Genomic DNA, 20,328 nt, shown 5'->3' with positions numbered 1-20,328 from the left:
TGGGCCCATGCCCCGTACCCCCGACCGTCGCTCCGCGCCCGCCGACCCCGAGTCCGGCGGCCGCCCGCGCCGCCGCCCGCAGCGTTCCCCGCGGCCGGACCGTACCCGCCGGGTGAGCGACGTACCCGCCGCCGAGGTGGGCACCGAGATCGAGCTGGAGGTCGGCCCCGTCGCGCACGGCGGCCACTGCGTGGCCCGCCTGGACGGCCGCGTCGTCTTCGTCCGGCACACCCTGCCCGGGGAGCGCGTCCGCGCCCGGGTCACCGAGGGCGGGCCCAGCTTCTGGCGGGCCGACGCCGTCGAGGTGCTCGAGGCGTCGCCCGACCGGGTGGCACCCGCCTGGCCCGCCGCCGGGGCCGACGGCGCGGGCGGCGGCGAGCTCTCGCACGTCGCACTGCCCGCGCAGCGCCGCTGGAAGCGGGACGTGCTCGTCGAGCAGCTGCAGCGCCTGGCCCGCATCGATCCCGAGTGGCTGGCCGCCAATGTCACCGTCGAGGCCGCGCCCGGCGACGACGAGCGCCGGGGCCTGCACTACCGCACCCGGATCGAGCTCGTGGCCGACGCCGACGGGCACGCCGGCATGCGCAAGCACCGCTCGCACGACGTCGTGGCGCTGAAGAAGATGCCGCTCGCCAGCGCGGAGGTCGTGGCGTTCGCGATCGCCGAGGACATCTACAGCCGCGTCTGGACGCCTGGCGCGCAGCTGACGCTCGTGGCGCCGTCCGAGGGCGAGCCCGTACTTCTGGTCGACGGCGAGCCATGGAGCCGCGGCAAGCCCGACAACCGGCCCAACGCCCGCCGCGCCGTGAGCGAGGTCGTCACCGGGCCGTGGGGCACGCACCGCTACCGCGTGGCCGCGGACGGGTTCTGGCAGGTGCACCGCGAGGCGCCGGCCGTGCTGACGGGCGCTGTGCTGGCGGCTGCTGGAGCGGCGTCTGGTGAGCTCGCAGGGGCCACCGTGCTGGACCTGTACTCCGGCGCGGGGCTGTTCACGCTCCCGCTGGCGGACGCCGTCGGGCCGGACGGGCGGGTGATCGCGGTCGAGGGTGACGAGCAGGGCGCGAAGGACGCGCGCCGCAACGCGCACGCGCATCCGCAGGTGTCGCTAGAAGTGGGCGCAGTGGACCGGATCCTGACCAGCGGGGGAGAGTCAGGTGTGCTCCCGCACGCCGACGTCGTGGTGCTGGACCCGCCGCGGTCGGGCGCCGGGCGAGCAGTGGTCGACGCGATCGCCGCCCGCGCCCCGCGCCGCATCGTGTACGTGGCGTGCGACCCGGCGGCGCTCGCGCGCGACATCGGCTACCTCGCCGCGCACGGCTACCCGCTCACGAGCGTGCGCGGATTCGACTTGTTCCCGCACACGCACCACGTGGAGGCGGTAGCGGTCCTGGATCGTCAGGACTGACCGATCTACGGAGAAAACTCCCAGGTCGCAGCGCATAGGATGCGCATCGTGAAGCGGTGGTTGGTGAACGGCGGGATCGCCGTGTCCGTGGTGGTGGCCATTGCCGCTGCCCTCCTGGTAGGCATGAGCCTGGGGTCCAGCGGCGTCGCCGTCGGGCGTACGGAAGGGTCGTCGCCGGCGCCGCGGGCGGCGCCGTCCCCGTTCGTGACAGGCACGGCCGCGCCGTCCACGGGCGCGCCCGCGTCGGTGACCACGGTGGTCGAGGAGCAGGAGGAGCAGGCAGTGGCGCTCTTCGTCGGCGACTCCTACACCGTGGGGGAGGGCGCGTCGTCACCCGAGCAGCGCTGGAGCACCGTCGTGTCGCGCGAGCTGGACTGGGTCGAGGTGAACGTGGCCCAGGGCGGCACGGGCTACGTGAGCAACAACCCCGACATCCCGAAGCTGTCCTACGAGGAGCAGCTCAGTGCGGCGCCGACCGACGGCGTCGACTTCGTGGTGATCGCGGGCGGCCAGAACGACTTCCCCGAGCTGCGCGACGACCCCCAAGAGGTGTACCGCGCCGTTTCGCGGACCTTCCGGTTGGCGGCCGAGCGCTTCCCGGAGGCCGAGCTCGTGGCCGTGGGGCCGTCCACGCCGTGGGACATCGGGCTGGAGGTGCACGCCCTGGACAGCGCCGTGCGGGCCGCCGCCGAGCGGTACGACGCGACGTACGTCTCGCTCGTCGACCCCGACGTCGTGCTGGACCGGTTCGTCGACGAGGACAACGTCCACGTCAACGACGACGGCTACGCCGCCATCGCCCGACGGGTGATCGCGCAGATATCTTGACGTCAAGATAAATGCGATATGCTGGCCACAGCAGCCCGGCCTAGGCTGGGTGAAGCCCCCTGGAACCCATGCGACGGCTCCTTTGCGCGACGACCGCGCCTGTGAGAGCCGACGCGCCGTCAGCCCCGCAGAAGGAGCCACAGTGAGCACCGTGGACACGTTCGGATCGAAGGGAACGCTGGAGGTCTCGGGCAAGTCCTACGAGATCTTCCGGCTCAGCGCGGTCGAGGGAGTGGACCGACTCCCGTACTCCCTGAAGATCCTCGCCGAGAACCTCCTGCGCACGGAGGACGGCGCGAACATCACCGCCGACCACGTGCGCGCCGTAGCGTCCTGGGACCCGGACGCGCAGCCCGACACCGAGATCCAGTTCACGCCGGCGCGCGTGATCATGCAGGACTTCACCGGCGTGCCCTGCGTCGTGGACCTCGCCACGATGCGCGAGGCCGTCGCCGCGCTCGGCGGCGACGCCACGAAGGTCAACCCGCTGGCCCCCGCCGAGATGGTCATCGACCACTCCGTGCAGATCGACGTCGCCGGCCGCGCCGACGCGTTCCAGCGCAACGTCGAGTTCGAGTACCAGCGCAACCACGAGCGCTACCAGTTCCTGCGCTGGGGCCAGACGGCGTTCGACGACTTCAAGGTCGTGCCGCCGGGCACCGGCATCGTGCACCAGGTCAACATCGAGTACCTGGCGCGCACGGTGATGACGCGTGAGGTCTCCGTGAACGGGGAGGCACCCGTGCTGCGGGCCTACCCCGACACCTGCGTCGGCACCGACTCGCACACCACCATGGTCAACGGCCTGGGTGTGCTGGGCTGGGGCGTCGGCGGCATCGAGGCCGAGGCCGCGATGCTCGGCCAGCCGGTCTCGATGCTCATCCCGCGCGTGGTCGGCTTCAAGCTGAGCGGCTCCATCCCCGCCGCCGTGACCGCCACCGACGTCGTGCTCACGATCACCCAGATGCTGCGCCAGCACGGTGTGGTCGGCAAGTTCGTCGAGTTCTACGGCGAGGGCGTGGCCCAGGTGCCGCTCGCGAACCGCGCCACCATCGGCAACATGTCGCCGGAGTTCGGCTCCACGGCCGCGATCTTCCCGATCGACTCCGTCACGGTCGACTACCTGCGCCTGACCGGCCGCACCGAGGAGTCGCTCGCGCTCGTCGAGGCGTACGCCAAGGAGCAGGGCCTGTGGCTCGACGCCGACTCGCCGGAGCCGGTGTTCTCCGAGTACCTCGAGCTCGACCTGTCGACCGTGGTCCCCTCGATCGCCGGGCCGAAGCGCCCGCAGGACCGCATCGAGCTGACGAACGCGAAGTCGGCGTTCCTGCGCGACCTGCCCAACTACGCCCCCGAGGTCGGCGCGGGCGCGGACGAGACCGGTGGCGAGTCGTTCCCCGCCTCCGACTCCCCGGCGCCGTCCAGGAACGGCCGCAAGCACGTGCACGTCACGAACAGCGAGGGCAAGGAGTTCGAGCTGTTCCACGGCGCGGTCGCGATCGCCTCGATCACGTCCTGCACCAACACCTCGAACCCGTCGGTCATGATCGCCGCGGCGCTGCTCGCCAAGAACGCCGTCGAGAAGGGCCTCGTGTCCAAGCCGTGGGTCAAGACCTCCATGGCGCCCGGCTCGCAGGTAGTGACCAACTACTACGAGAAGGCCGGCCTCTGGCCGTACCTCGAGAAGCTGGGCTTCCACCTGGTCGGCTACGGCTGCGCCACGTGCATCGGCAACTCCGGGCCCCTGGACGAGAAGGTCTCCGAGGCCGTCAACGAGCACGACCTGTCGGTCGTCTCCGTGCTGTCGGGCAACCGTAACTTCGAGGGTCGGATCAACCCCGACGTGAAGATGAACTACCTGGCGTCCCCGCCGCTGGTCATCGCGTACGCCCTGGCCGGCACCATGGAGTTCGACTTCGAGCACGACCCGCTGGGCCGCGACGAGGCCGGCAACCCGGTGTTCCTGCGGGACCTCTGGCCCTCGCCGGACGAGGTCGAGAAGACCATCGCGTCCTCGATCGACCGCAAGATGTTCGAGGCGGACTACGCCGACGTGTTCAAGGGCGACGAGCGCTGGGCCGCCCTGGAGACGCCCGAGGGCGACACGTTCGCCTGGGACCCCCAGTCCACCTACGTGCGCAAGCCCCCGTACTTCGACGGCATGGGCATGACGCCGGAGCCCGTCACCGATGTCCGCGGAGCCCGCGTGCTCGCCAAGCTCGGCGACTCGGTCACGACCGACCACATCAGCCCCGCCGGCTCCATCAAGGCGGACAGCCCGGCGGGCAAGTACCTCGCCGAGCACGGCGTTGGACGTCGCGACTTCAACTCCTACGGCTCGCGCCGCGGTAACCACGAGATCATGATCCGCGGCACGTTCGCGAACATCCGCCTGCGCAACCAGCTCCTGAACGACGTCGAGGGTGGCTTCACCTTCAACTTCGTCAAGGGCGCGCAGGACACGATCTACGACGCCGCGCAGGACTACGCCGCCGCGGGCACCCCGCTCGTGGTGCTCGGCGGCAAGGAGTACGGCTCCGGCTCGTCGCGCGACTGGGCCGCCAAGGGCACCGCGCTGCTGGGCGTCAAGGCCGTCATCACCGAGAGCTTCGAGCGCATCCACCGCTCCAACCTCATCGGCATGGGTGTGCTGCCCCTGCAGTTTCCGGCCGGGCAGAACGCCGCGTCGCTGGGCCTGGACGGCACCGAGACGTTCGACGTCACGGGCGTCACCGCGCTGAACGAGGGCGTCACGCCCGAGACGGTCAAGGTGACGGCCACCAAGGGTGACGGCTCGCAGGTCGAGTTCGACGCCGTCGTCCGCATCGACACCCCGGGCGAGGCGGACTACTACCGCAACGGCGGCATCCTGCAGTACGTGCTGCGCTCGCTCGTCGCCTGATACAACAAGAGCTCGGAGCACCGGAAGGTGCCCCGAGCTCTTGTTGTGTCTGCTACACCCCGACGTCGGAGCGCTTGGCCACGTTGATCAGCTTGACGCGCTTCGTCTCGGTGATGACGCCGTCCGCCCTGAGCTGGTCGGCGATCTGGGTCACGTGCCGCACGAACGCCCAGTGGCTGAACCACTGCCCGTCCGCGTCGATCAGGTCGGCGATGGTGCACCCGTTACCCGTGTCGACGTTGGCCACCTTGCTGTCCACGTTCCCCATGATGACCGTCGGCCGCTCGTCCGAGACGGGGCAGGCGTCGATCCCCTCCCGCGAGACGGAGAACCTGAGCGTGCCCGTCCGGGTCACGTTCCCGGCGTTGTCGGTCGCCCGGTACTGCAGCGCGTGCGCGCCCCCGACGGTGACCTCGATCGGGCCGGTGTACTCCCGGAAGATGACCGAGTCCAGGGCGTACTCGATGAATGCCACCCCCGACTCCTCGTCCCGGGCGTTGATGGTGATCGTCGCCGAGTCGATGTAGTTGCCGTCGTCGTCCTGCTCACCGTCGACCTGTGCCGAGGTGATCGGCTGGCTCGTGTCCGGCGGGTCCGTCCCGTCGACCACCACCAGGTTCACCGTGCCGGGCGTGGAGACGTTCCCGGCGTTGTCGGTGGCCCGGTAGGTCACCGTGTGGGCGCCGTTGAGCTCGATGACCAGGGCGGCCGTGTAGGCCGCCCAGCCGGCGCCGTCGAGGTTGTACTCGACGCTCGCCACGCCCGAGCCGGCGTCCTCGGCCAGGAGCGAGACCGTGGCCGCGGCGACGTAGTTGCCGTCGGCGTCCTGCTCGCCCGTGACCTCGGCGGTGACCGACGGCGCGGTGTTGTCCTCGTCGGGCCGTTCGACGACGGTGAACGTCGCCGAACCCTCCGTGGACGTGTTGCCCGCGACGTCCGTGGCCCGGTAGGTCACGGTGTGCTCGCCGAGCGTGTCGACGACGACCGGATCCGTGTAGGGCGCGTACTCGGCGCCGTCGAGTGCGTACTCGACGCTCGCCACGCCCGAACCGGCGTCCGTGGCCGTGAGGTTCACGGTCGCGGACCCGAGGTAGGCGCCGTCGGCATTCAGGTCGCCGGTCACCTCCGTGGACACGACGGGGGCCGTCGTGTCCTCCCCGTCGCTGGGCACCACCACCAGGTGCACCATCCCGGGCTCCGAGACGTTGCCCGCGTTGTCGGTGGCCCGGTGCTCCAGCATGTACATGCCCGGCTCGTCGAACACGACGGGCTCGGAATACGGCACGTACGCGCCGCCGTCGACCGAGTACTCGATGCTCGCGACGCCGGAGATGTCGTCCTCCGCCGCGAGGTTCACGGTCGCCGAGCCGATGTAGGCGCCGTCGGCGTCCTGCTGGCCGGTGACCTCAGCAGTCACTACCGGTGCCGTTGTGTCCGGGCCCGGGTCCGCGGTGACGACGAGCTCCCCGGACATCGTGCTGTGGCCCGGGATCGCGCAGAAGTACCGGTACGTGCCCGGAGTCAGGACGACCTCGGCCTCGTACCGCCCGCCGTTGGCGTCCAGGGGGTTGGCCAGGATGTCGAGGGTGACGTCCGAGTTGTAGCCCGGCGAGTCGGTCGCGAACGTCAGGGTGTGGGACATCCCGATGGTGTTGCCCGTGGCCCTGCTGTTCTCGAAGATGATCGTCGTCGGCCCGGCGACCGCCGTGGCGGGCGCCGACTTGTACGCCGAGACGCCGCCGTCGGCGGTCCAGGTCAGCACCTGGTCGGCTGCGACGTCCGCCACGGCCTGGTCCGCCGTGACTGCTGCCGGGTACTGGACGGCGGACGCCGTGGCCGGAGCCAGCGGGACCGCCACGAAGGCGCTCACCGCCAGCCCCGCGAGAACACGGGACAGCTTCTGTCGGAACACGGAGGCTCCTCTCTGCGCAGATCTCTGCGCGGACCTGGTCACAGGTCACGCACCCGGATGTTGCGGAACTCCATGGCGTCCGCGTTGCCGTGGTTCTGCAGGCCGATGTACCCCTCGAGGAACTGGCGCAGGTCGGTGGGCGGGTCTCCCGGGCGCGAGGACTGCTTGCCCGGCGAGTTCTCGAACTCGTTGATGACCACGCCGTTGCGGATGATCGTGTACTGCTGGCCGACCACCTGGATCTCGTAGTCGCTCCACTCGCCCTTGGGCGTGGCCCCGGCCTGCTCCAGGTTGTTCGGGTCGAAGTTGTACACCGATCCCGTCTTCTGGGGCTCGCCGGCCGGCCCGTCGTAGATCTGGATCTCCTGGCCGCAGTAGATCGCCACCCAGGCTTCCTGGTCGGTGAGCTGACCACACTCCGGCCGCTCGTCCTGCGGGATCCGCGGGTCGGGGAACCGGGTGAAGACGCCGCTGTTGGCGTGGACGGTCCCGGCCGACGAGTCCTTGAACTGGAGCCTGAGCGAGAAGTCACCCAGCTCCTCACCCGGGTACCAGAGCATGCCCAGCCCGCCGGTGGAGAGGATCGACCCGTCGGGCTGGAGCTCGAAGCTCCCGCCCGGCGCCTGCCGCCAGTCGGCCAGCGTCTCGGCCGTGCCGTCGAACAGCCACCGGTACCCGGTGCTGCCCTCCGCGCCGATGCCGGACGTCTTCGCGGCCTGGACCAGCTTCGTCTGCGCCAGCTTGGTGATGACCTTGTCGGCCACGAGCTGCTTGGCGACCGCGGTCACGTGGTTGACGAACCGGCCGTTCGTGTCCCACTCTGCCTCGTCGTTGATGAGGTCGTTGATGGTGCAGCCGCCCAGGTCGACGCTCACGACGCTGGTCTTGGTGGTACCGAGCCAGACGTTCTTCCGATCGTCCGGGATGGTGCACGTGGTCTCGGCCGGCACGTCGATAGTCGTCGTCTCGCCGTCGGCGTAGGTCACCGTGAGCGTCGCGGCGTACTCGCCGACACGCTTGTAGGTGTGGCGCGGGTTGGCCTCGGTCGAGGTGGTCCCGTCCCCGAAGTCCCAGGCGTAGGAGACGCCGCCCGAGCTGTCACCGGTGAAGGCGACGGTGAGCGGGTTGCTCTGCACGCTGGCCCCGGATGCGGCCGCTACCGGCGTGGCCGGACCGCCCGTGTACGAGATCCGGACGAGCTTCTGGTTGTCGGTCAGGGAGAAGAAGCCGGTCGCGTAGTCGAGGAGGTACAGCGCGCCGTCCGGACCGAACTTGGCGTCCATCCAGCTCTGGACCTGCTGGTTGCCGCTGCCGCCCTGGATGATCTTGCGCAGGTCCTCGGCGAAGACCGGGGGACCAGCCTCCTCGACGGTGTCCGGGTTCACCGTGACGGCGATCCGGTTGGTGGAGTTCGACTGGTCGCCGATGAACCACTTGTTGTCCCAGTACGCCGGCCACGCGACGCCGCTGGTGGTGTCGACCTCGGACCGGTGGTAGGTCGGGCCGTTCATGATGGCCTGACCGCCGCCGCGCAGGTACGGCTGGGTGTAGGTGGCCTCGTCGTCGGCATAGGACGGGATGCCGTCCTCGCCCACGGGGAAGACCGGGCCGCCGCCGCTCGGCGAGTACCAGATCATGTTGTCGCGCACCGGCGGGAGGTCGACCAGGCCGGTGTTGCGCGGCGAGGTGTTCTTCAGGTTGTCGCAGTCGTACCAGCCGGTCAGGACCGACGCGTCGGTGTTGCTGCGATCGCGGTAGGGCTGTCCGTTACCCATGCAGTAGGGCCAGCCCTGGTTGCCCGCCGACGTGATGATCGTGGCGGTCTCGTACTTGGCCGGGCCGAGCTCAGGGTTCGGCAGGCCCGCGTCGGGCCCCACCCAGGCCGCCGTCAGCCAGTCGTTCTCCAGGTCGTACTCCAGCCGCGAGATGTTGCGGACACCCATGACGTAGATCTCCGGGAGGGTCTTGTCGCCCGGGTCGTCCACCTCTGGGAACAGGTTGCCCTCGGGGATCGAGTACGTGCCGTCGGGCTCCGGGTGGATCCGCAGGATCTTGCCGTTCAGGTTGTTCGTGTTACCGGCCGTGCGGCGGGCGTCCTGGAACGAGATGCCCGCGTACTCCAGCGTCCAGTTGTTGCCGGAGTAGCCGCTCGAACCGCCAGAGGAGTTGTTGTCACCCGACCCGATGTAGAGGTTGCCCTCGTTGTCGAAGTCCATGCCGCCGCCCGCGTGGCAGCAGCTATGGATCGGCGTCTCCCACTCCAGCAGGTCTTCGCGGGTGGACTGGTCGATCGTGTCGGCCTCGGCGTCGTACGTGAAGCGCGACACCGTCCGCAGACCGACCCGGCGTTCGCGGTCGATCGACTCGTGCGGCATCCAGTAGGCGTAGATCCAGTTGTTCTCCTCGAACTGCGGGTCGAGGGTGATGCCGAGCAGGCCCTCCTCGTTCTTGACCAGCTCGCTGCCGCTGCCCCGGTTGCCCATGACGTCGAGGGTGGTCAGGAGGTTGGTCTCGCCCTCCTCCGGGTCCCAGCGGTGGATCGTGCCGCAGCCCAGGCCGACGTTCGGGTCGTCCCAGGAGACGATCGGCCCGGTCGGGCACGCGCCCCGGCCGATGTAGAAGACGCCGCCGTCGGGCGCCACCGTGAGCCCGTGCGGCTCACCCATCTGGTCGAGCATGCCGGCGGCGTTCACGTCGGTCAGGCGCTCGGTCTCGTAGTTCGCCGCGATGGTCGCCTGGCAGTCGCCGCGCACCATGCCGGTCGACCAGAGCAGCCCGCCCAGCAGGTGGTCGCGGAACTCGTCCTCCGCGTAGCTCTCGGCGGTGCCGCCCATGCCGGTGTAGAACGACCGGCCGCCGTCGTAGTCACGGCACCAGGAGATGGGGTGGAACGGGCCGTTCGCGCCCTCGCCGGCGTCGTAGTCCCACTCCTGCACCTGCGCGACGGTGTGCACGTCGCCGATGGGGTTGGGCGCCCAGTTGAGCCAGCGGTCCGAGCGGGTCCAGTTCTGCGGGAGCCCCTCGTTGGCCGGGTGCGCGGGGTCGAGGACGTTGACCGTCGCCTCCTGCACCGGGATCTCGGGTTCGGGCTCGCCCTCGCCGCTCGCGTCGAAGAGCTGGATGTCGGCGAGCTGGGTGAGGCCGTCACCCGCGTTCGCCGTGATGTCGAGGCGGTAGTGCTGGTAGGCGACGTCGTTATCGAACGAGTAGTCGAGCGTGGCGAACCGGTCGGGGAACTCCACGCCCGTCTGCGCGTCCAGGTCCGTCCAGGTCTCGCCGTCCGCGGAGCCCTGCAGCGTGAAGTCCTGCGGGTCGCGGCCGGCGGAGTCGTTGGCCGAGGTGAGCGCGTACCGGCTGGCCACCAGTGGCTCGTCCAGCTCCAGCTCGATCCAGGCCGTCGGCTCGAACGCCAGCCACTTGGTGGCGGAGTCGCCGTCGATCAGGTTCGAGGCGATCTCGTTCGGCGGGTTCTCCGCGCTCGCGGTGGCGCTCGCGATCGGCAGCGGGTCCGGCAGGTTGCCGGCCGGGCGCGTGCCGATCAGGCCGGTGAACCACTGCGAGCGCGCCTGCGCCCGCGCGGCGTCGCGGACCCCGAGGAACCCGCCGCCGCCCTGCACGTACGCCTTGAGCGCCGCCTCCTGCGCCGTGGTGAGCTCCACGCCCTCGGCCGAGAGGAAGACCACGCCGCGGTAGTCCGCGAGGTTCTCGGCGGTGAAGGCCTGCGGGTCGGTGGCGGTGTGCACGGTGAAACCGTGCTCCGCGCCGAGCTCCCGGATGGTCTTGCTGGCCAGCGTGACCGGGTCGGTCTGGTCGGCGGCTGCTCCGTGGAACACCAGCACGTTGATGTCTTCCGCGGCCGCGGCCACGGGGGCGGTGTCGACGACGGCGCTCCGCTGGGCCTGCGCCGGGACTGCCGCCAGCGAGACGACGAGGGCGGCGCCTGCGACTGCTGCGAGTGCGCTGCGCGCCGTCCTGCGCGAGGCGGCTGCCCCGCGGGTCGTGCCTCTTACTGTCCGTTCCATCACTGCTCCTTTGCGCGTGAGTGTGTGGCGATCAGTGACCGGTGTGGTCGGCTGCCTCGGTCTCGCCCGTGCTGACGGCCGCGTGGTCGTGCTCGTGGAAGCGGTCGATCGCTTCCTGCGCTCCCGCAGGCATGGTGCCGTCGGCGTTGCGGACCAGGAAGATGCCGGCCATGCCGGTGTCCGAGTGGAGCTGGACGTGGCAGTGGTACATCCAGGCGCCCGCGCCGACCTTCTCTCCGGCCTTGACCTGGAACCCGAACGAGTCGCCCGGGTTGAGGTCGCGGGTGTCGATGGCCCGGCTCGGGTCGTCGGGGCCGGTCAGGTAGCCGGTGCGGTTGTCCGCCCAGCGGTGGGCGTGCAGGTGGAACGTGTGGAACTGGTCGCCGTGCCCGATGGCGAGGAACTCGACCTTCTCGCCGAGGTTCGCCTCGAACATCGGGGTGTCCGGCGCCACCTTGTTGTTGATGGACATGTCGTTGAACGCGACGGTGTACGTGCGGTCGGGCAGGACGTCGCCCAGGCGCCGCACGATCAGCCCGCCGTAGAGGCCCTTGCGCAGGCCGACGGTGCCGTGCTCCCCGTCCATCGAGTGGTCGTGGTAGTGCCAGTAGCCCGCGGTGCCGGGCCGCCAGTGGCCGTCGTCGAGCTGGGTCTGCTTGTGGCTGCTCCAGGTGTAGGTACGGGTCTCGCCCGGCTCGTTGAACGAGTCGTTGAACGGGCTGCCGTCCGAGTCGGTCTTGTAGTCGACGCCGTGGGGGTGGATCGACAGGCGCTTGGTGGTGTTGTTCACCAGCTCGATCTGGAGCGTGTCGCCCTCCCACATCTCCAGCAGGGGGCCGGGGATGGTGGCCTTGCCGGGGGCGAGGCCGTACCCGAACTGGCCGCCGGGGAGCGGCTCCGCGTAGATGGTGATGTGCCGGGTGGTGGCCAGCGGCCGCACGGCCCCCGGCGCGACGGCGGCCGCGGTGTCGGCGCCGAGCGAGAAGGCCGCCGCCGGCACCATGAGCCCGGCGAGGGTCCCGGTCAGGACGGTGCGGCGGGACATCCCGCCGGGGAGGGTCTGGGCATCAGTGCTGTTCTCAGGCATGAGTCTCCGTTCGACACCATCGGGCCGGCGGGTCGGGCCGTACCGACGAGACAGGGGATCAGGAGGGAGCGGGTGTTGACAGCGTTGTCACGACCTCATGACCCATGCGGCCGCCTCGTTCGGAAATGCCCATGTCGGGAAGACCTCGGATGGCTCGCATGCGTGTTGTGCACCACAAAGTGGCGTTGTGAACCTATGGCGACTTCTGCCGAGTGTCAAGCAAAAGATGAAGGAACAGCGCCATACTTCATTGGCCCGCCCAGGTAAAGATTGCGGTGCACAGCAGGGTCACCCCGGTCAGCAGCCCGGTCAGCGGGTGCACGAGCGCCGCCGTCGGGCGCCGGAACCGCCGGCCGCCGGCCGTGCGGAGCAGCCAGCCCAGCGGCCACGCCAGCCCCGCGACGAGGAGCCCGGCGGCGGCGCCCAGGTACAGGACGGGTACGTCCAGGGTGTTGGCGATGATGCCCACCTGGATCGCCGTGGAGGCGGAGACGACGGTCGGGATCAGGTGGATCCGCGCCTTGCCGACGGTGACCCCCGCCTTGTCCTCGTCCTTGGCCACCGCCACCGCGTGGCGGTACCGGCTCGCGATGAGCCCGGTGCACAGCCGCGTCAGGACGCCGTGGGCGACGAGCGCCGCGGCGTAGATGCTCACCACCCGCCCGGTCACCACCGTGCCCTCGGGCCAGGCGCTCGCGGCCGTCAGTGCGCCGAGGATCACGACGACCACGGCCAGCGCCAGGCCGACGACGGGCGTGAGCCGCGTCCAGGGGCTCGCGTGCCGCAGGGTCCAGGCGAACCAGAGGGCCGCCAGGACGCCGACCGCCGTCGCCGCCAGGGCGTGGTCGCTCGGGTAAGCCATCGTCGTCCTTCCACAGAACCGGAACAAACCGGACAGCACCCTAGGGTTCTTTCCGCAGGTCAGGGAAGGATTGCTTGTGATGTGCTCCGTGCTTGCCGGTGATACCGGGGGCTAGGCCGACGCGGGCGCCGCCAGGTGGTCCAGGATCCTGGACCGCACCACGGGGTCGCCGAGGATCTTGTTGTGCCCCAGCCCGGTTGTGGTGAACAGCTCGCTCGACGTCGCGTGGGCCTCGTGGAGCTGCTCGGACAGGCGGTGGGGGTTCATCGGGTCCCCGGCGTCGTGCACCCACAGGGCGGGGATCGACGCCGGCAGGGTGCGGGTCCGCAGGTCGAAGCGCTCGTAGACGTCGGGGTGGTCGGGCAGGCTGTATCGCTGCACGGCCGTCGCGAAGCGGTCGCCCAGCGCCCAGGGGATCCCGGCCGCCCGGACGAACTCGTCGGTGGCGGCGCGGACCGATGCGAGGCCGGCGATGCTGGTGAACCGCTCCGCCGCGACACCCTCGTGCAGGGCGATACCCGCCGCGAGCACCCCGAGCGAGTGCCCGACCACTGCCGCCCACGGCGCGTTCTCGGCGTCGGACAGCCGGCGGATGATGGCGACGTCGTCGAGCGCGGTGCGCCGGCGCCCGTCGGAGGCGCCGTGGGCGGGCGCGTCGTAGGCGACTACTCGGAGCCCGGCGCCGGTGAGGTCCTCGATGATCCGGCCGAACGCCGAGGCGCGGGTCTGCCAGCCGTGGACCAGCAGGACGGCCGGCGCGCCGGGGTCGCCCCAGGTGTACGTGGCGACCGTGATCGTTCCCCGGCTGCCGCGGAACGTGGGGCGGTGGGGGAGCGAGCCGCGGCGTGCGGCCTCATGGATCGCCTGGTCGGCCGGGCGGACCTGGGCCGGCGGGCCGACCCGCCAGTAGGTGGCGGCGCCGAGGGCCAGGGCGACCGGCGGGACGGTGCGGGAAAGGGTGCGGAACATGGCGCGGGTCGCGCGCTGTGTCTGGGGCACAGGAACCTCCGACGAGGACACGGGATATCTGTACGATCGTTCGCACACTATCGCATGAGCGAACGGTCGTACACTTTCTTTTATGACCGAGCTTCCGGAGCCGACCGACCTGCGCCGCGTCCGCGGCGACCGCACCCGCGGCGCCGTGCTCGACCACGCGGTGCAGCAGGCGTCCGTGCGCGGGCTGGAGGCCCTGTCCTTCGGCGGCCTCGCCGAGTCCGCCCCCGTGAACAAGAGCGCGATCGCCGGGCTGTTCGGTTCCAAGGAGAAGCTGCAGCTCGCCGCCGTCGAGCGCGCGGCGGAGATTTACCGGGAGCACGTGGTGGTCCCGGCGCGGTCCGCGGAGCGCGGCCTGGCGCGGGTGTGGGCGCTGGTGCTCGCCTGGACCGAGTACTCGCGCTCGCGGGTGTTCCTGGGTGGGTGCTTCTTCCGTACCGTCGAGATGGAGTTCGACATGCGGGAGGGTCCCGTACGCGACGCCGTCGCAGAGGCGCAGCGCTCCTGGGAGTCGTACGTGGCGCACCAGGTGCGGACCGCGGTCGACGCGGGCGAGCTGGCTCCCGGCGTTGACGCGCTCCAGGTGTCGTTCGAGCTCAACGCCATGCTGAACGCCGCGAACGACCGCTCCCTCCTGTTCGACGACGACGACGTGTACGACCGCGCGCTGGTGGCGATGCGGGCGCTCCTGGTGGCGCGCGGCGCGGATCCGGCCGTGCTCGGTGCACCGGGCTAGCGCGATGTCCGGCGGCTCCGCGGCCGGGGTTAAGGTCGCCTCGTGAGCTCCTCCGCATCCGCACGCAAGCAGCTGGTCGCCCTCGCCGAGCAGGGCTTCGAGGGGCCGTGGCGGCACGCGCGCGGTGACTTCTCGGGCGGAGCCCGCCCGGCGTCGGTCCTGGTGCTGTTCGGGGTGCTGGACGCTCTTGCCGCCGACCGCGGCGCGGCCGACCTCGCGGTGCCCGCCGACCTCGACGTCCTGCTGCTGGCACGCGCCGCGACGCTGCGCAGCCACGCCGGGCAGGTCGCCTTCCCGGGCGGCCGTGCCGACGACGGGGAGGACGCCGTAGCGGCAGCCCTGCGCGAGGCCGTCGAGGAGACCGGCCTGGACGCGTCGGGCGTCGAGGTGCTCGGCACGTTCGACGAGCTGCCCATGCCGGTCAGCAACCACGTGGTCACGCCGGTGCTCGGCTGGTGGGCCCATCCCACACCCGTGGGCGTGGTCGACACCGCCGAGTCCGCGCACGTCTTCCGCGCCCCCGTCGCCGACCTGCTCGACCCCGCCAACCGGTTCACCACCGTGCTGCACCGCGACCGCCAGACCTGGCGCGGCCCGGGCTTCCACGTGCACGACGGCGACGTGACCCACCTCGTGTGGGGATTCACCGCCGGGATCCTGGACGCGATGTTCGACCAGCTCGGCTGGACCGAGGACTGGGACCGCACGCGAGAGCTGGCCATCACGCCGTGAAGCTCGCCATGCCGTTCACCCGACTCAGGAGGACCCGATGACCGAAGTGACCCGCGACGCGATCCGCGCCGCAGCGGACCTGATCCGCCCGCACGTGCGGCACACCCCCGTGCTGGAGGTCGACCTGGCGGACTTCGGCCGCCCGGCGCAGCCCGTCGCGCTCAAGCTCGAGTGCCTGCAGCACTCCGGCTCGTTCAAGGCCCGCGGCGCGTTCACCAGCCTCCTGACCCGCGACGTGCCCGACGCCGGCGTGGTCGCCGCCTCGGGCGGCAACCACGGGGCCGCCGTCGCCTACGCCGCGGCCCGGCTCGGGATCCCGGCGACCATCTTTGTGCCCAGCGTGACCTCCCAGGCCAAGGCCGAGCGCATCCGCGGGTACGGCGCCAAGCTCGTCGTGGGCGGCGACCGGTACGCCGACGCGCTGGCCGCGAGCGAGGAGTTCGTGGCCGGCACGGGCGCCATGACGGTGCACGCCTACGACCAGCCCGAGACACTCATCGGCCAGGGCACGCTCGGGCTGGAGATCGCGGGCGACCTGCCCGACGTCGACACGCTCCTGGTCGCCGTGGGTGGCGGCGGGCTGATCGGCGGCATCGCCGCCTGGTACCGCGGCGACGTGCGCATCGTCGCCGTGGAACCCGAGGGTTCGCCCACCCTGCACCGGGCGCTCGCGGCCGGGGAACCGGTCGACGCGCCCACCGAGGGGATCGCCGCGGACTCGCTCGCGCCCCTGCGGGTCGGACAGCACATGTTCCCGCTGGCCCAGCAGTTCGTTGCCGAGTCGCTGCTGGTCACCGACGACGCGATCGTCTCCGCCCAGGCGTCCCTCTGGGACGCGGCCCGCGTCGTCGCCGAGCCGGGCGGCGCGACGGCGCTCGCGGCGCTGCTGTCCGGGAGGTACGTGCCCGAGCCGGGGGAGCGCGTGGCGGTGCTGGTCTGCGGGGCGAACACTACGGCTGTGCGGTTCTGAACCGGTCCGCGACGCTCAGTCGAAGAGCTGCTCCACCGCGTGCTCCCCGACGCCGACCATGATCGGGTGTGTGTCCGGGTAGGCGAAGCAGATGGCGGCGTACAGCAGCCCCCAGCCGTGCGCCCGGTCCCACATCCCGGCGTCCCACCCCTGCCCGTCGCGGGCCTCGGCGTCGATCACCCCGCGGAACTTCTCGCGGCCCTCGGCGTCGAAGGTGAGCCACATCATGCCGAGGTCGGACGCCGGGTCGCCGCTGGTCACGTCCCCGAAGTCGATGACGGCGGCGAGCCGGCCGCGATCGGCCACGAGGTTGGCTGGGTGCGGGTCGCCGTGCAGCCACACGGGGGCGCCGTCGTACGCCGGGGCGGCCAGGGCCGCGGACCAGATGGCGCGGGCGCGCTCGTGGAGCCGGTCCGGCAGGAGCTGGAGCCGCTCCTCGAAGCTCTCCGATCGCGTCTCGATCGGCACCCCGCGAAACTGGTTCCCGGGGGCGTCGTCGGGCGCGGGCCGGTGCAGCGCCACGAACACGCGCGCCAGGTGCTCGGCCCACGGCGTGCGCTCCGCGGCGGGGACGCTGGCCGCCGGGACGCCGTCGACCCAGCGCACGACGCCCCACGGCCACGGGTAGCCGAGCGCGGCGCTCGGCGCGCCCGTGCGGACCGGGTCCGGGATCGGGACCGGCAGGCGCGGGGCCAGCAGCGGGAGCGTGCGGTGCTCGTTGCGCATGAGCCGGCCCGCGAGCGCGCGCCGGGGCAGGCGCAGCGCGAGGTAGTCACCCAGCCGGAACATCACGTTGTCCCACCCGTTGGCGACCAGCGTGAGGGAGCGGTCGGCGAGGTCGGGATGCTGTTCGGTCAGTAGGGAACGGGCGAGGTCGACGGTGACGTCGAGGTCGGCGGCGACCAGGGCGGGCCTCCTTGTCTTGTGCTAACCAGGCTTGTCTGCGCATGTCAGCGCTGCGCAAGCGGTCAACGCTACCGGCCCGTCCTGGGACTGCGATCTGCATCTGTTCACCTGAGTGTCGGTGGCTCCGGCTACCTTCCTCGCATGACCTACGACGAGCCCTTCTTCGCCCTCCTTGACGGCACGCCCGACGGGACCCCGTACCCCCAGACAGTGCACGGCCTCGGCATCCTGCACGTGCCCTCGGGGCGGCTGGAGGCATCCGACCCGTACGTGGGCCTGGGCGACGGCATCGTCACCCAGATCCCGCCGGGTTCCTACCCCGCGTTCGTGACCGTCGCGGACGTCTCCGACGCCCGTGACGGGAGCCATCTGCGCGAGGCGTACCTCTCGCTCGTGGTGTCCGACGCCGCACCGGTCGCCGAGGTTCGGCTTGTCACCCCGGAGGACACCGAGCCGCTCGGCGACGGCGAGTTCTACGGTGTCCCGGTCGATGCGGGAACCGTCGCCTTCGTGGATGCCGAGGCGATCGAGTCCGGCATGCCCCCTGAGGACAGCGACGGCGACGACACCTGGTATGACGACGTCTTCGACAACGGCACGCCCGACTCGTGGTTCAGCCTCATGGACAGCCCCGACCACTACGTGGAGGGGAGTGCCAACGTGACGATGCCGCTGGCCGTCGACGGCGAGAACGTTGTGCTGAGCCACTCCGGCTGGGGCGACGGCTTCTACCCCGTCGTCACCACCCACGCCGCCGACGGGTCGCTCCTCGGTGTGCACATCGACCTGCTCGTCGCCGGCCCGGACCTCGACGAGGACGACGAAGAAGACGCGGCCGAGGCGGTAACCACCGCGCCGGCGACCGTCTGACCAGCACGCAGTCGAACCAGCACAGGGAGATACTGGCTCCATGGCCACCACCTGGACCGACGGCGATCCGGCCGCCTACCTCGACGCGGTGACGCCTGCCGTGCGGCGGCGGGACGCGCACACCCTCCGCGACCTCATGGAGCGGGTCACGGGCGCGGCGCCGCGGATGTTCGGCACCTCGGTCATCGGGTTCGGCGAGTACCACTACGAGTACCCGAGCGGCCACTCCGGGCACGCCGCCGCCGCGGGGTTCGCGCCCCGCAAGGCGGCCAGCACGGTGTACCTGCCCGAGGGCGTCGGCGCGCACGCGGACCTGCTGGCCCGGCTCGGCCCGCACACGACCGGCGTCGGCTGCCTGTATCTGAAGGACCTCGAACGGGTCGACCTCGCGGTGCTGGAGGAGATCGTCCGGCGCTCGTGGGCGACCGTCACCGACGGGACGTTCGGGCAGCGAGCCTCAGAGTCTTGACAGGTTTCGCTCACCCTGCGTTCATGTGTACGCCATCAACGCCGCCCCCTCGGTTTCACCCGTCGGGTTAGCGTCCGCGCGGGTGCCACTCCGGCGCCCGAGATCGGAAGAGGAGTACATGCGCACCAGCTCGCAACGCAGCGTCAGCCGCCGTGTCATGGCAGCAGCCGCGGTCGCCCTGGCCGTCGTGGCCGGCTCGGTCGTCACGACCGCCGCCGCCACCGCTCAGCCGGACAGCAACCGCGCCAAGAACGTCATCTACCTCGTGGGCGACGGCATGGGCCGCAACCACGTCGACGCCGCGCGCATCCGTTACTACGGCGCCGACGGCAGGCTGGCCATGGAGACCCTGCCCGTCGTCGGCCAGGTCACGACGTACGCCATCCAGAAGAACTCGGGCCAGCCGGGCGAGGACGACTTCGTTCCCGAGTACGTCACGGACTCGGCATCGTCGGCCACGGCCTGGGCGTCCGGTGTGAAGTCGTACAACGCCGCCCTCGGCGTCGACGGCAAGGGTGAGGTGGTGCCCACGCTCATGGAGCTCGCCAAGGACGCCGGCTACCGCACCGGTAACGTCTCGACCGCGGAGATCACTGACGCCACGCCCGCCAGCCAGGCGAGCCACGTGATCGCCCGCGGCTGCCAGGGACCGGACTACTCCGCGGCGGCCTGCCAGGACCTGGCGATCACCGGCGAGCCGCTGCCCACCGACGACGTGCGTGTCACGCCGGTCGCCGACCAGATGGCCCGCAACGGCACCGCCGACGTGGTGCTTGGTGGTGGCCTCGCCCGCTTCGACGCCGCCGACCAGGAGGCGCTGGAGGCGCAGGGCTACGACGTGCTCGGCTCGTTCGCCGACCAGACGGTCGCCACCAGCGAAGAGCTGGAGAACGCCGAGGGCCGCAAGGTGTTCGGCCTGTTCAGCAGGGGCAATCTGACCATCGAGAAGTTCAAGCGCGAGAACCCGGACTCGGTCCAGGCCGAGGAGCCGAGCGTCGCCGAGCTGACCACCGAGGCGATCAGCCTGCTCAAGGGCAGCCGGAAGGGCTTCTACCTGCAGGTCGAGGGCGCGCTGATCGACAAGCGCACGCACGCCAACGACGCCGCGCAGGCGCTCGAGGAGATGAAGGCGTTCGACGAGGCCGTGCGGGTCGCGCTGAACTTCGCCAAGAAGGACGGCAACACGACAGTGATCGTGACCGCCGACCACGAGACCGGTGGTTTCAACATCGTCGGCAAGGGCATGGTCACCAACCCCGAGACGCTCACCCCGCCCGCGAACGTCGATTCCGGCAACCCCGCGAACAGCTCGACCCCGAGCCGCGCGTCCTCCGGGGCGCTGGACCCGACCCGCTCGACGGGCCCGATCAACGGCTCCGGCTCCTCGGACCCCGGCAACTTCGCCCCGGCCACGTTCCGTACCGCTGACGACCCGGAGGGAGTCGAGGACGGTTCGCCGGAGGCCAGCCTGTGGCTGACGTTCCTGACGGGCCATCACACGGGCGCGAACGTGCCGATCTTCGCGTACGGTCCCGGCACGCAGTCCCTCGCCGCGACCGTGGACAACACGGACCTGTTCGACGTCATGGGCCGCGCCCTGCGCGTGACCCGCTGACCGGGCCCGGTACATC

The 20,328-nt window shown here is 71.0% G+C and carries 15 protein-coding genes; 9 read left to right on the top strand and 6 right to left on the bottom strand.

What is annotated here, in order from left to right; genetic code table 11:
* Positions 1–7 precede the first annotated feature (7 nt).
* The 3 genes from AB1046_RS07195 to acnA all read left to right on the top strand — a co-directional run bounded on the left by AB1046_RS07195 (position 8) and on the right by acnA (position 5,135).
* Complete coding sequence (locus AB1046_RS07195; RefSeq protein WP_369373796.1) at positions 8–1,405, top strand: class I SAM-dependent RNA methyltransferase; 1,398 nt, start codon at positions 8–10, stop codon at positions 1,403–1,405.
* A gap of 48 nt (positions 1,406–1,453) precedes the next feature.
* Positions 1,454–2,233 (top strand): SGNH/GDSL hydrolase family protein, encoded by a 780-nt coding sequence (locus AB1046_RS07190; protein ID WP_369373794.1) that lies wholly within the window; start codon positions 1,454–1,456, stop codon positions 2,231–2,233.
* 142 nt (positions 2,234–2,375) lie between these two features.
* On the top strand, positions 2,376–5,135 hold the full coding sequence (gene acnA, locus AB1046_RS07185; RefSeq protein WP_369373792.1) for an aconitate hydratase AcnA: 2,760 nt from the start codon (positions 2,376–2,378) through the stop codon (positions 5,133–5,135).
* A gap of 52 nt (positions 5,136–5,187) precedes the next feature.
* Here acnA and AB1046_RS07180 read toward each other — a convergent pair whose 3' ends face one another.
* The 5 genes from AB1046_RS07180 to AB1046_RS07160 all read right to left on the bottom strand — a co-directional run bounded on the left by AB1046_RS07180 (position 5,188) and on the right by AB1046_RS07160 (position 14,017).
* Positions 5,188–7,047, bottom strand: a complete 1,860-nt coding sequence (locus tag AB1046_RS07180) for a plastocyanin/azurin family copper-binding protein (RefSeq protein WP_369373790.1) — start codon at positions 7,045–7,047, stop codon at positions 5,188–5,190.
* Positions 7,048–7,085: 38 nt separating this feature from the next.
* Complete coding sequence (locus tag AB1046_RS07175; protein WP_369373788.1) at positions 7,086–11,069, bottom strand: ThuA domain-containing protein; 3,984 nt, start codon at positions 11,067–11,069, stop codon at positions 7,086–7,088.
* A gap of 31 nt (positions 11,070–11,100) precedes the next feature.
* Positions 11,101–12,156 (bottom strand): multicopper oxidase domain-containing protein, encoded by a 1,056-nt coding sequence (locus tag AB1046_RS07170; RefSeq protein WP_369373786.1) that lies wholly within the window; start codon positions 12,154–12,156, stop codon positions 11,101–11,103.
* A 247-nt stretch (positions 12,157–12,403) separates the two neighbouring features.
* Positions 12,404–13,018 (bottom strand): hypothetical protein, encoded by a 615-nt coding sequence (locus AB1046_RS07165; RefSeq protein WP_369373784.1) that lies wholly within the window; start codon positions 13,016–13,018, stop codon positions 12,404–12,406.
* Between the two features lie 111 nt (positions 13,019–13,129).
* Positions 13,130–14,017, bottom strand: a complete 888-nt coding sequence (locus tag AB1046_RS07160; protein WP_369373783.1) for an alpha/beta fold hydrolase — start codon at positions 14,015–14,017, stop codon at positions 13,130–13,132.
* Positions 14,018–14,099: 82 nt separating this feature from the next.
* On the opposite strand from AB1046_RS07160, the gene AB1046_RS07155 reads away from it, so the two are divergent.
* Genes AB1046_RS07155 through AB1046_RS07145 form a run of 3 tightly spaced genes read left to right on the top strand, consistent with a single transcriptional unit; the run spans position 14,100 to position 16,452 of the window.
* Positions 14,100–14,750 carry a TetR family transcriptional regulator gene (locus AB1046_RS07155; RefSeq protein ID WP_369373781.1) on the top strand — a complete coding sequence of 217 codons (651 nt, stop codon included), beginning with the start codon at positions 14,100–14,102 and terminating at the stop codon, positions 14,748–14,750.
* A 42-nt stretch (positions 14,751–14,792) separates the two neighbouring features.
* The gene (locus AB1046_RS07150) at positions 14,793–15,482 is read left to right on the top strand and encodes a CoA pyrophosphatase (RefSeq protein ID WP_369373779.1); all 690 of its coding nucleotides are present in this window, start codon (positions 14,793–14,795) and stop codon (positions 15,480–15,482) included.
* 37 nt (positions 15,483–15,519) lie between these two features.
* On the top strand, positions 15,520–16,452 hold the full coding sequence (locus tag AB1046_RS07145) for a threonine/serine dehydratase (RefSeq protein WP_369373777.1): 933 nt from the start codon (positions 15,520–15,522) through the stop codon (positions 16,450–16,452).
* A 15-nt stretch (positions 16,453–16,467) separates the two neighbouring features.
* Here AB1046_RS07145 and AB1046_RS07140 read toward each other — a convergent pair whose 3' ends face one another.
* Positions 16,468–17,310, bottom strand: coding sequence for an aminoglycoside phosphotransferase family protein (locus AB1046_RS07140; protein WP_369375608.1), 843 nt, complete (start codon positions 17,308–17,310; stop codon positions 16,468–16,470).
* A gap of 189 nt (positions 17,311–17,499) precedes the next feature.
* Here AB1046_RS07140 and AB1046_RS07135 point away from each other — a divergent pair, with 189 nt between their 5' ends.
* From AB1046_RS07135 to AB1046_RS07125, 3 genes are all read left to right on the top strand, one after another.
* Positions 17,500–18,228: a DUF4241 domain-containing protein gene (locus tag AB1046_RS07135; RefSeq protein ID WP_369373775.1), complete on the top strand. Its 729-nt coding sequence runs from the start codon at positions 17,500–17,502 to the stop codon at positions 18,226–18,228.
* Between the two features lie 40 nt (positions 18,229–18,268).
* Positions 18,269–18,697: a DUF1801 domain-containing protein gene (locus AB1046_RS07130; RefSeq protein ID WP_369373774.1), complete on the top strand. Its 429-nt coding sequence runs from the start codon at positions 18,269–18,271 to the stop codon at positions 18,695–18,697.
* A 118-nt stretch (positions 18,698–18,815) separates the two neighbouring features.
* Complete coding sequence (locus AB1046_RS07125) at positions 18,816–20,312, top strand: alkaline phosphatase (RefSeq protein ID WP_369373772.1); 1,497 nt, start codon at positions 18,816–18,818, stop codon at positions 20,310–20,312.
* Positions 20,313–20,328 lie beyond the last annotated feature (16 nt).

The sequence above is a fragment of the Promicromonospora sp. Populi genome (assembly GCF_041081105.1).
In the GTDB taxonomy this organism is placed as follows: domain Bacteria; phylum Actinomycetota; class Actinomycetes; order Actinomycetales; family Cellulomonadaceae; genus Promicromonospora.
The sequence above is the reverse complement of the archived record's forward strand: the minus strand, read 5'-3'. Positions and strand labels throughout refer to the sequence as shown.